This window comes from Streptomyces neyagawaensis (assembly GCF_023516595.1).
Taxonomy (GTDB): Bacteria; Actinomycetota; Actinomycetes; order Streptomycetales; family Streptomycetaceae; genus Streptomyces; species Streptomyces neyagawaensis.
On record NZ_JAMGBG010000091.1, the window covers coordinates 1 to 10,579 of the forward strand.

9 protein-coding genes and 1 rRNA gene are annotated in these 10,579 nt (G+C 70.2%); 7 read left to right on the top strand and 3 right to left on the bottom strand.

Annotation, left to right across the window (positions count from 1 at the left end; all coding sequences use genetic code 11):
* The coding region (locus tag M8J73_RS31305) for an immunity 49 family protein (protein ID WP_249829354.1) at positions 1–1,180 on the top strand (1,180 nt) is incomplete at its 5' end.
* Positions 1,181–1,230: 50 nt separating this feature from the next.
* On the opposite strand, the gene M8J73_RS31310 is transcribed toward M8J73_RS31305, so the two are convergent.
* On the bottom strand, positions 1,231–1,842 hold the full coding sequence (locus M8J73_RS31310) for a DUF7691 family protein (protein ID WP_055541906.1): 612 nt from the start codon (positions 1,840–1,842) through the stop codon (positions 1,231–1,233).
* Positions 1,843–2,371: 529 nt separating this feature from the next.
* Here M8J73_RS31310 and M8J73_RS31315 point away from each other — a divergent pair.
* The 6 genes from M8J73_RS31315 (at position 2,372) to M8J73_RS31340 (ending at position 9,801) form a co-directional block, all read left to right on the top strand.
* Positions 2,372–2,680, top strand: a complete 309-nt coding sequence (locus tag M8J73_RS31315; RefSeq protein WP_055519934.1) for a DUF8827 family protein — start codon at positions 2,372–2,374, stop codon at positions 2,678–2,680.
* Between the two features lie 213 nt (positions 2,681–2,893).
* Positions 2,894–3,757 carry a DUF8175 domain-containg protein gene (locus M8J73_RS31320; RefSeq protein WP_249829355.1) on the top strand — a complete coding sequence of 288 codons (864 nt, stop codon included), beginning with the start codon at positions 2,894–2,896 and terminating at the stop codon, positions 3,755–3,757.
* Positions 3,747–5,060 (top strand): hypothetical protein, encoded by a 1,314-nt coding sequence (locus M8J73_RS31325; protein ID WP_249829356.1) that lies wholly within the window; start codon positions 3,747–3,749, stop codon positions 5,058–5,060. Before M8J73_RS31320 ends, M8J73_RS31325 begins: the two co-directional genes overlap by 11 nt.
* Entirely contained in the window at positions 5,057–6,613 is a 1,557-nt protein-coding gene (locus M8J73_RS31330) for an SCO6880 family protein (protein ID WP_055541234.1), read from the top strand. The genes M8J73_RS31325 and M8J73_RS31330 overlap by 4 nt, the downstream gene beginning before the upstream one ends.
* A 4-nt stretch (positions 6,614–6,617) precedes the next feature.
* Entirely contained in the window at positions 6,618–8,048 is a 1,431-nt protein-coding gene (locus tag M8J73_RS31335) for an ATP-binding protein (protein ID WP_055524389.1), read from the top strand.
* Positions 8,049–8,148: 100 nt separating this feature from the next.
* Complete coding sequence (locus tag M8J73_RS31340; RefSeq protein WP_249829357.1) at positions 8,149–9,801, top strand: type IV secretory system conjugative DNA transfer family protein; 1,653 nt, start codon at positions 8,149–8,151, stop codon at positions 9,799–9,801.
* Here M8J73_RS31340 and M8J73_RS31345 read toward each other — a convergent pair.
* Both M8J73_RS31345 and rrf read right to left on the bottom strand, forming a co-directional pair.
* Positions 9,790–10,362 carry a GNAT family N-acetyltransferase gene (locus tag M8J73_RS31345; RefSeq protein ID WP_055543310.1) on the bottom strand — a complete coding sequence of 191 codons (573 nt, stop codon included), beginning with the start codon at positions 10,360–10,362 and terminating at the stop codon, positions 9,790–9,792. The genes M8J73_RS31340 and M8J73_RS31345 overlap by 12 nt on opposite strands.
* A 71-nt stretch (positions 10,363–10,433) precedes the next feature.
* A 5S ribosomal RNA gene (gene rrf / locus M8J73_RS31350) occupies positions 10,434–10,550 on the bottom strand.
* Positions 10,551–10,579: the final 29 nt, after the last annotated feature.

The following is a 10,579-nucleotide window of genomic DNA, read 5'->3' on the forward strand; positions in this document are numbered from 1 at the left end:
CGCCCGGATCCACTCCTTGGACCACATGACCGGCGGCGCCCAGGGCCTCCTGCGGCACCCCCACACCACGGCCCTGCACGCCCTGCACGCCTTGGCGAGCGGCGACCGGTCCGCCTTCGGCACCCATCTGACCGCACTGCTCCGCCCGTACAGCGCCCTCTCCGGCCCGGTCACCAGCCCCGCCACCCTGCTGCCCCTCCTCCCCCTCGCCCTGGCGGCCCTGGCCCACCGCAGGGAGGGCTGGCCGCCGCCCCTCGACACCGACTACCTGCCGTACGCCCTGGTCACCGGCTTCGCGGCGCCCGGCCCACGGGTGCGGGGGTTCGGCCTCGACAGGCGCCCGGACGCGGTCGCCGAACTGACCGCCGACCCGGTGGTGTTGGAACGCCCGGGGAACCCGCAGCCCATCCACCCGGCCAGCGAGGCCGACTACGAGCAGTACACGCGGGAGGCCTTCACCCCGGTGCCCGGCAAGCCCCTGTCACCGGCGAAGCTGGCGTGGGCCGTCGGCTACCAGGAGATCCTGTTCAAGGCCCGCGCCTCGCACTCCGCCGACGTCACGGACGCGCAGCTCGCCCATCTGCACCTCGCCGCCGAGATGGGCGCCGCCCTCTTCCGCACCACGCTCGCGGCCCCCGGCACGGACGTCGAGGTCACGATCGACGGTCGGCGCCTCGTGTACCCGGCGTACCACGGGGACCAGGCCGGACCGGGCGCCTGGCACACCGCCGTCAACCTGGCCCTGATCACCGGCGTACGCGAGCACCTGGCCCCGCTCGTCCTCGCCGGCCCCGCCCGCCTCGCCCAGGACGACTCGGCCTTCGCCTCCTACCGCGAGGCCCTGCTCACGTATCTGCGGGGCGAGGACCCCGAGCCCGTCACGGAGCGGGCCCTGGACGACCACGGCAAGGCCAGGGACTGGGGCTTCTTCCCCCCGCCCACGATCCTCTTCTCCCAACTCGTCGAGGGCGACGAGGAGAGCTTCAACCTGGCCCTGCTGGACGCCCTGGAGGCCCACCGCGACCACCACCGGGTGGCCGACCGCGCCAACACCTCCGACGCCGCCCTCAACCTCGACATCCTGGCCCTGACCTGCCACGCCCACCGCCGAGGCTGGACAACCCCCGTCACCACCCCGTACCTCCCACCCCGCCTCCTGAAGGCGGCCCGCCCCTTCTGAGCGCCGGCGCCCTCTGTGCACCCCCCTGCCCCTCCCGCGCAGGACCGCCCTCAGAACTTGAACCCGATGACCCCGAACCCGGGTCGCGACTCCGCGTGCCGCAGCCACCCGAGGCACTGCATGACCGCCTCCACCACCTCCGGATCCAGCGGCGGCGGGGTCCCGCCCTTCGCCTTCGTCGCCTCGAACTGCTCCAACGCCCGCAGACACTGCTCGTGCGTCCACTCACCGCAGCCCGGCGGGTACGACCTGGGCAGCGGAGCCGGCAGATCGCCGTACTCGAACGCCGCCACCGACACCGCGGTGATCCCCAGCGCGGTCAGGCCCTCGTCGACCACCGACAGCCAGTCGCCCCGGTGCGGGGTGAAGCTCGAGTTGGCGAGGAACGAGCCCGTGAGGGAGCACAGCCGCTGGTAGGCGTACCCGTACTGGAACGCGTACTGCTTGTCCTCGCTGAACGGCCCCCCGTGCACGACCGCCCGAAGCGCCTCGTACGCCGTCGGCGCCCCGTCCTCGATCTCCGACCGGAACCAGTCGTCGTCCCGCGCCAGGTCGTCCCCGAACCTGTCGCGGACGACCTCCAGCAACTGCTCGTCACGGGAACCGACCAACGCCCGCGTGGCGGCCACGTCCAGCAGGTACACACTCAGCGAAGAACCCATGCCCCGAACCTAACGGCCCCCACTGACAACGCCTCAGATCGAAAGACTCCCCAGCCAGTCACACCGCACGTCCGACGCCCACCCGGACGCGACCCTTACGTCCACATCAGGCACACTCGAAACACGGCGAACACCGGACCGACACCCCGTCAGAAGCGGGACCGGACCGGCCGCTTCACCACCACCGGTCCCACCAGGCCGAACCACCCGGAAAAGGGGGACTAACGACGGAACCACACCACAGGTTCCGCTTTAACCTCGTTGCCCGGCGTAACCTGCCGTGATACACAGAGTGACTATACGACCCTTCGTGTACCGTTCCGCGTCCCCCGTTAGGGTCCCACGCAGGCCGGAAGCAAGGGATACGTACGAAACCCGCCAATCAATGACGCCAAGTCGACATACGACAGCGTCATTGTCAGCGAGAATGGGCCCGACCTCTGCGCACCCGCGCCAGGGGTGCAGCGCGGACGCCGAGCCGGACGCGATGCAGAGCCAGCGGAACTACCCACTAGGGGCGGTGACTTACATGTTCATTGCGGCCGACAAGGGCGACATCACCACCATCATCGGCGGAATCGCCCCGGACTGGGGGCCTTTCGGCAGCCTGGGCAACGAGGCACGCGTGATGATCGAGGTCGTGATGGCGGTCGCCATCCTCCTCTGCCTGGGCATCGCCATCTGGGGCGCGGCCAAACAGCGCATCGGCGCGACCGCCCTGCGCGACACGTTCAGCGCCGAACAGGGCAAGGGCCTCATCATCGCCGGTCTCACCGGCGTCTTCATCATCGGTTCACTGGGCACGCTCTTCACCATCGTGTACGGCATGGCCGTGTAGCACCGCGGCCCGGCCACGTCCCGGCCGGGCACGCCCGCTTTCCGGTCCCCCACTACCCCACCCGTCCGTCGTGCCCACCGGCTGAGGTTGCGTCTCCCTGATGTCGAGTCACCACACCGCGCCCGCGCGGGAACCAGCGCGGCTACCGTCGTATTGCCACGCGTTTTCGTACGCGTCCATGTACGGCGTCGAAGTTGAAGGGGCGAACGCGGCATGAGTCTCGGCGACGACCACGGCTACGGCGAGTCCTCGCGCGGCACCGACGACGGGACGTACGGGGGGTACGCCGGCACCGGCCAGACCCGCACCCGGCTCCCCGACCGCGCCACCGACCCCTACGGCGGCGCCCCCCGCCGCCCCCGCTCCTCCTCCAGAAGCCTCGTCACCATCGTCGGCGTCATCGTCCTCCTCATCGCCGCGATCGCCTTCGCGAACCGAGGAGACGACGACACGACGAACGGGACATCAACCGGAGACAAGCCGAAAACGGCCCCTACGACGGCCTCGGGCGAGCGGCCGGTGAAGTCGAAGACCGCAGGGATCCCCACGGGGTACGCGCAGAGCGAGCAGGGGGCGCAGAGCGCGGCGACCAACTACACCGCCGCCCTGGGCTCCGACGGCATGTTCAACAGCGCCAAGCGGCACCAGATCGTCGCAACCATCGCTGCCCCGGATGCCTTGCAGCGCCTCCAGACCGGATTCGACGACGACTACTCCGCCGCGTTCTTGAAGACGCTCGGCCTCAACGACGACGGCAGCGCGCCCTCGGGGAGCACCTTCGTCAACCGCACCCTCCCGGTGGGCGCCAAGGCAACGTCGTACAACTCCGGCGCCGCCACGGTCGAGGTCTGGTGCAACAGCCTGTTCGGCCTCACTGGAGAGAACACCACCAATCCGGTGACCAACGGCTGGTTCACCGTGACCCTGAAGCTGAAGTGGGCCGATGGTGACTGGAAGGTCATGGAGACCAGCCAGAAGACCGGCCCGACCCCCGTCAACGCAGACGATCCGGTCTCCGGAGCCGACGAGATCGGCAAGGCGGTCGAGGAGTTCGGAGGGTTCACGTATGCCCGGTAGCCCGCGTCGCGCAGTCACGCTCACCGGTGCTGTGGCGGCCATCCAGGTCAGCGCCTTCCTTCTGGCGACCCGAACCTTCGCCGCACCCGACCCTTCGCCCTCTCCCTCGTCGAGCAATGACCCCTGCTCTCTGATCTCCGGCCCCGCCAAGGACTACTGCGAACGAGAATCCGGCGACAAGGGCGACACCAGTACCGTCCCCGACAAGATCACCTCCACCCTCGACCCCCTCTCCTCCCTCGCCCAAGGCTGCGCCGACGCCGCCTCCTGGACCATCGACAAGCTCTCCGCCGCCGTCAACGAGACCGCGAACGTCGACTTCACGAACCCGAAGTTCCTCCAGCAGTACGCGGTCGTCTTCGCGGCGTCGACGATCCTCACGCTCGTCCTGTGGCTGCTCGCGGTCGCCAAGCGGGCCGTACGAGGCGTCCCCCTCACCACGGCCCTGTCGGAAGCCGTCGGCTTCCTCTGGCTCACCGTCCTGGCCTCCGCCTTCACCCCCCTGATCCTCTACACGATCGTCTCGGCGACCGACGGAGTCACCGAGGTCCTCGCCAAGGCCACGGGCGACCAGACGGACACGTTCTTCGGCACGTTCTCCGGCGCCCTCAAGAAGGGCGAGGACATCGGCGGCGGCCCCATCATGCTCATCGTCGTCTCCCTCGTCTCCATCCTCGCCGCCGGCGTCCTCTGGCTGGAGCTCGTCATCCGCGCCGCCCTGCTCTACGTCGGCGCCCTCCTCGGCACCGTCGTCTACGCCGGCCTGGTCGACAAGAACCTGTGGGGCCACGTCCGCCGCTGGGCCGGCATCATGATCGCGGTCATCCTCATCAAGCCCGTCATCGTGATCGTCCTCGGCCTCGCCGGCGCCCTCTCCTCAGACGACGGCCCCGACGCCTTCTCCGCCGTCGTCTCCGGCCTCGCGATCATCCTCCTGGCCATCTTCGCCTCGGCGATGATCTACCGCTTCGTCCCCGGCTTCGGCGACGAGATCGCCAACTCCCGCAACAACCGCCTGATGAGCGGCGCCGAAAGCAAGGCCGCCGCCGTCATCAGCTCCCCCGCCACCCTCGTCGCCCAGGGCATCAAGACCCACAGCACCCGGGCCGACAACAACGGCGGAGGCGGAGGCGGGCCCCGACCCGCCAACCCCGTGTCCGGTGGCGTGGCCGCCCACAGCTCGCGCGCGGGCGGCGGCGGGACTGTCCCCTCCGCCGCACCCCCGCCCCGCACAAGCCCCACCAACACCCCCCACGCCAGTAACACCCGAAACAGCAACCGCACGGGAGGTGAAGGGCGTTGACGACCGAGTCCCACCTGTCCCATCCGGTCACGCCCCGCCGTACATATCTGATCGGCCGCGCCCGGCCGAACGCGATCATCGGCCGGAACCGTGAGTCCGGCGAGATCGCGCTCATCATCGCGGGCGCGTTCCTCGGCATGATGTGCGGTCTCCTCGTCCCGGTGCTCGTCCCACGCATCGCCCTGCTGACGGGCTTCCCGATGCTGGCGCTCGCCGCGGTCTACGTGCCGTACAAGCGGCGCACCTTCTACAAGTGGTTCGAGATCAACCGCAGCTACAAGCGGACGGTCCGCCGCGGCGCCACCTACCGCTCCGCCGCCATGGAGGCCGGCACCAGCCTCGACGGCCGTGAGGTCGAGGTCGGCCCCCCGCCGGGCATCGGCCGCATCACCTGGCTCGCCGCCCCGTTCGGCCCGGACGAGATCGCCGTCCTGCTGCACGCCGACCGGAGGACCGTCACCGCGGCCATCGAGATCGAGGGCCCCGGTGTCGGCCTGCGCGACTCCGAGGACCAGGAAGCCCTCGTCGACCGCTTCGGCACCCTCCTCAAGCACGTGGCCAACGGCGACGGCTTCGTCACCCGCCTCCAGATGCTCGCGCGCACCCTGCCCGCGGACCCGGACGCCCACGCCAAGGACGTCGCCCAGCGCGGCGACGACCGCTCCCCGGGCTGGCTGCGACAGTCGTACGATCAGCTCCAGTCCATGGTGTCCACGAGCAGCGAGCAGCACCGCGCGTACCTGGTCGCCTGCATGCACTACACCCGCGAACTGGCCGCCGAGGCGCACGCCATGGCCCGCGCCGCCCGCCCCCAGGGCCGCAAGCTCGACAAGGACGCCGGCCTCGCCGTCGTCATGGCCCGTGAGCTGACGGACATCTGCTCGCGCCTCCAGGAGGCCGACATCCGCGTCCGGCAGCCCCTCGGCCAGGGCCGCCTCGCCTCCCTGATCCACTCCATGTACGACCCGGACCACCCGATCGACCACATCCAGGCCATGACCAAGCGCAACGCCTGGCCGGCCGAACTGGACGCGACGGAACCGGACTACCTCCAGGCCAAGACCCGCGAGTCCTCCACCCGCGCCCCCTGGTGCCACGCCACGGCCTGGGTGAAGGAGTGGCCGATGACCCCGGTCGGCGTGAACTTCCTCGCGCCCCTCCTCGTCCACACCCCCGACGTGATCCGCACGGTCGCCGTCACCATGGACCTGGAACCGACCGAGGTCGCCATCGAGCGCATGCTCACGGAGAAGACCAACGACGAGGCGGAGGCGTCCCGCGCCGCCAAGATGAACCGCACGGTCGACCCGCGCGACGTGGCCTCCCACTCCCGCCTCGACCAGCGCGGCGAGGACCTGGCCAGCGGCGCCGCCGGCGTCAACCTCGTCGGCTACATCACCGTCTCGTCCCGCTCACCGGAGTCCCTCGCCCGCGACAAGCGGACCATAAGGGCCTCCGCCGGCAAGTCGTACCTGAAGCTGGAGTGGTGCGACCGCGAGCACCACCGGTCCTTCGTCAACACCCTCCCGTTCGCCACCGGAATCCGAAGGTAGGGCCATGCGGGACCCGCTGTCCGTCCTCACCGACGCCTTCACGTCCTTCCTCTTCGGCAAGGTCGAGACGACGCGCCTCCCGGTGCGCACGTCCACCGGCCAGGCCCAGGCGGTCTATCTCCCGACCGCCGCGCCCGGCCTCGGCGACTCAGGCGTGATCATCGGCCGCGAGGTCTACTCCGGCAAGGGCTACATCTACGACCCCTTCCAGCTCTACGGCCAGCAACTGCCCGCCCCGCACTGGCTCGTCCTCGGCGAGTCCGGCAACGGCAAGTCGGCCCTGGAGAAGACGTACGTCCTGCGCCAGCTCCGCTTCCGCGACCGCCAGGTCGTCGTCCTCGACGCCCAGGGCGAGGACGGCGTCGGCGAGTGGAACCTCATCGCGCAGGAGCTGGGGATAACTCCCATCCGCCTGGACCCGACGGCCGCCCTCGACCACGGGATCCGCCTCAACCCCCTCGACCCGTCGATCACGACCACGGGCCAGCTCGCGCTGCTCCGGACGATCATCGAGGTGGCGATGGGCCACGGCCTGGACGAGCGTTCCGGCTTCGCCCTGAAGGTCGCGCACGCCTACGTCAACGAGACCATCGTCGAACGCCAGCCGGTCCTCACCGACATCGTCGAGCAGCTCCGCCACCCCGAGCCGGAGTCCGCGGAAGCGATGAACGTCGCCATAGACGACGTACGGGCGTGGGGCCTGGACGTGGCCCTGGTCCTGGACCGCCTCGTCGACGGTGACCTGCGGGGCATGTTCGACGGCCCGACGACGGTGGGCATCGATCTCGACGCCCCGCTCATCGTCTTCGACCTGTCGCACATCGACCGCAACTCCATCGCCATGCCCATCCTCATGGCGATCGTCGGTGTCTGGCTGGAGCACACCTGGATCCGCCCCGACCGGAAGAAGCGCATCTTCCTGGTCGAGGAGGCCTGGCACATCATCAACAGCCCGTTCGTGGCCCAGCTCTTCCAGCGCCTGCTGAAGTTCGGCCGACGCCTCGGTCTGTCGTTCGTCGCGGTCGTCCACCATCTCTCCGACGTCATCGACGGAGCGGCGGCGAAGGAGGCGGCCGCCATCCTCAAGATGGCCTCGACGAGGACGATCTACGCCCAGAAGGCGGACGAGGCCCGCGCCACGGGCCGCGTCCTGGGCCTCCCCCGCTGGGCGGTGGAGATCATCCCGACCCTCACCCCGGGCATCGCGGTCTGGGACGTCAACGGCAACGTCCAGGTCGTCAAACACCTGATCACCGAGACGGAGCGCCCCCTCGTCTTCACCGACCGCGCCATGACGGAGTCCTCCGACGACCACCTCCTGGACGACGACGCCCTGCGCGCCGCCGAACTGGAGGCCGAGGAACGGGCCGCCGCGTTCGTGGAGCATCTGAGCGACGTCGACGGCTACGGCTCCTCCGAGTCCACGGTGGCCTGAGCGAGCGAGGGACGAGCCGGTACGGGCGGACGAGCGAGCCGTACCGGCGAGGGACGGGCGTGAACGGCGCAGGAGGAGACGGCGTGAACGGCGGTGTGCGATGAGACCAGACGACCGGCACCGGCATCCCCAACAGGGCGGAGGCGGCATCCCCGACGGGCTGCTGATCGCCGTCCTCGGTTTCCTGGTCGGCCTCACCCTGCTCGTCTGGTCAGCGACCGGCCTGGCGGGCCTCTTCGCGCACGGCGCGTGGCCGGACCGCGTCACCTTCACACGCACGCCCCTGGCGGTACGCAGCCTGGTCTCGGCCCCGCAGGACCTCTCGGCCGCCTGGCCCGACACCCCGGCCGCCCAGCTCTCCGGCTACGGCCTCTTCTGGGGCCTCCTCATCGGCCAGCTGATGATCCTGCTCGTCCTCACGGTCTTCATCACGGGCACCCTGGCCCGCTGGAGAGCCGTCCGCGCCAGGGAGAAGGCGGCACGAGCACAGGCAGGGGCGCAGCCGGCACCTCTCGCGCCCCACGACCAAGTCCCGTTCCCCCCGGTCCCGGAGCCGAGGAACGGCACCGCTCCCCGCACCGACCCGCCCCCGGTCCCCCTCACAACACCCCCGGGCACGGGCACGGAACGCGAGCCGGTGGCCGCAGGGACGGACATCGCCTACGAGACCAGCATCGCCCCTGGAACCGCCCCCACTGCACCGGCCGCACCGGCCGCGATGGCACAGCCCGCCCCCACAGCTCCCGCCCCCACGCCCTCCCTGCCGACCGGGGCAGCGGTCCCAGGGGCCCCCTTCCCGGCCGACGGGAAGCCGGCGGGCGTGCGGCCCATCCCCGCTCTGCTCCTCGGTGGCGCGGAGACCCGTCGCCCGGCCGCCATCCAGGCGGTACGTGACGCCGAGGGCCCGGCCCTGGTCGTCACCTCCGACCCCGTCCTCTGGTCGGACACCAAGGACGCCCGGGCGAAGCTGGGTCCGGTCCTCCTCTACGACCCGGCGCACCGCTGCGACACCCCGGCCCGCCTCCACTGGTCCCCCATCTCCGACTGCGAGGACAAGCCCACGGCGGCGGCCCGCGCCACGGCCCTCCTCGCCCCGATCCGCCCTACGGCCAAGATCGACCAGGCCGTGGCGGAGACGGCGGAGACCCTCCTCCGCAGCTATCTGCACGCCGCGGCGATAGATTCCCGTACCGTCCGCCACCTCCACCGCTGGGCCCAGGGCACGAACGTCCAGGAAGCCGTTCGCATTCTCCGTACGAACGCGAAGGCGGCAGCCGGCTCCGCGGGCGAACTGGAGTCGGCCCTGACATCCCACCCCGAACGCCGGGACATCGCCCAGGCTCTGACGGCTCGTGCGCTCTCGGCGCTCTCCACGGTCAACGTCCGGGAATCCTGCACCCCGAACCGAGCGGACTCGCTGGTCCTGGATTCCTTTGTGCACGAGGGGGGAACGCTTTATGTGGTCGGCGACCCCATCGAGGACCCGAAGGCGAACCCTTCCGCCATGCCGCTGTTGACGGCCCTCGCCTCAAGCGTGGTCGAGCGCGGCCGGCGCGTGGCCGAACGGTCATCCTCCGGTCGCCTCGACCCACCACTCACCCTGGTCCTCGACGATGTGGCCGCCGTGGCCCCGCTGCCCCAGCTGCCCGACCTCCTCGCCACCGGCACGGACCGTGGCCTGCCGACGCTGGCCCTCCTCCGCTCCCGCGAACAGGCCCGATCCCGCTGGCCCCACGCCGAACTACCGGTCTAGCGCACGGTCGAGCACGAACTCCAACTCGGACTGCCCGCCGTGCCCGGCCACCGGCACGGTCCGTCCACTCGGCATGAACCCCACCTTGCGGTAGAACGCCTGAGCCCGCGGATTCTCCTCGTGGACGATCAACCGAACCCGTTCCACGTCTCGGCTCCAGGCCCACTCCACGGCGGCGTCGAAAAGCCGCTCGGTGAGCCCGCGACCCCGCTCCTCAGGTCGCACGTACACCCCGACGAGATGGCCCTGCAGCCGCTCCACGGGCATTCCGGCCCAGTCCGTGGTCCCGGCTTCCTCGATCAGTACGGTGACGGATCCGACCCATGTCCCGTCCGCTCGCTCGGCGATGATCTGCCGTACGCCGAGTGCCCCTTCGGCACCGCCGGCGGCCCGCTCCTGCCAGAAGGAATCGGGCTTGCTGTTGGCCTGCTCGTATGTCTCCAGAAAGGCGACATGGGCCATGGGGTCCTGCAATGAGGCAAGCCGCAGCTCTTTCACCGCGGGCCACTCCTCCGCGTGTATGAAGCGAACCGTGTATTCCTCCGCACCCGTGTCACTCATACAAAGACCATAAACGACCCCAAACGCAGAAAGCCCCCGCCGGTTTCCCGGCAGGGGCTTTCTCAAAAATTGTTCGGCGGCGTCCTACTCTCCCACAGGGTCCCCCCTGCAGTACCATCGGCGCTGTGAGGCTTAGCTTCCGGGTTCGGAATGTAACCGGGCGTTTCCCTCACGCTATGACCACCGAAACACTATGAAACAATCAACCGCACCACGC

Bases quoted from the DNA above. Each gene is read 5' to 3' on its own strand.
- M8J73_RS31310 (WP_055541906.1), bottom strand. From the start codon at position 1,842: ATGGGTTCTTCGCTGAGTGTGTACCTGCTGGACGTGGCCGCCACGCGG.
- M8J73_RS31315 (WP_055519934.1), top strand. From the start codon at position 2,372: ATGTTCATTGCGGCCGACAAGGGCGACATCACCACCATCATCGGCGGA.
- M8J73_RS31320 (WP_249829355.1), top strand. From the start codon at position 2,894: ATGAGTCTCGGCGACGACCACGGCTACGGCGAGTCCTCGCGCGGCACC.
- M8J73_RS31325 (WP_249829356.1), top strand. From the start codon at position 3,747: ATGCCCGGTAGCCCGCGTCGCGCAGTCACGCTCACCGGTGCTGTGGCG.
- M8J73_RS31335 (WP_055524389.1), top strand. From the start codon at position 6,618: ATGCGGGACCCGCTGTCCGTCCTCACCGACGCCTTCACGTCCTTCCTC.
- M8J73_RS31340 (WP_249829357.1), top strand. From the start codon at position 8,149: ATGAGACCAGACGACCGGCACCGGCATCCCCAACAGGGCGGAGGCGGC.
- M8J73_RS31345 (WP_055543310.1), bottom strand. From the start codon at position 10,362: ATGAGTGACACGGGTGCGGAGGAATACACGGTTCGCTTCATACACGCG.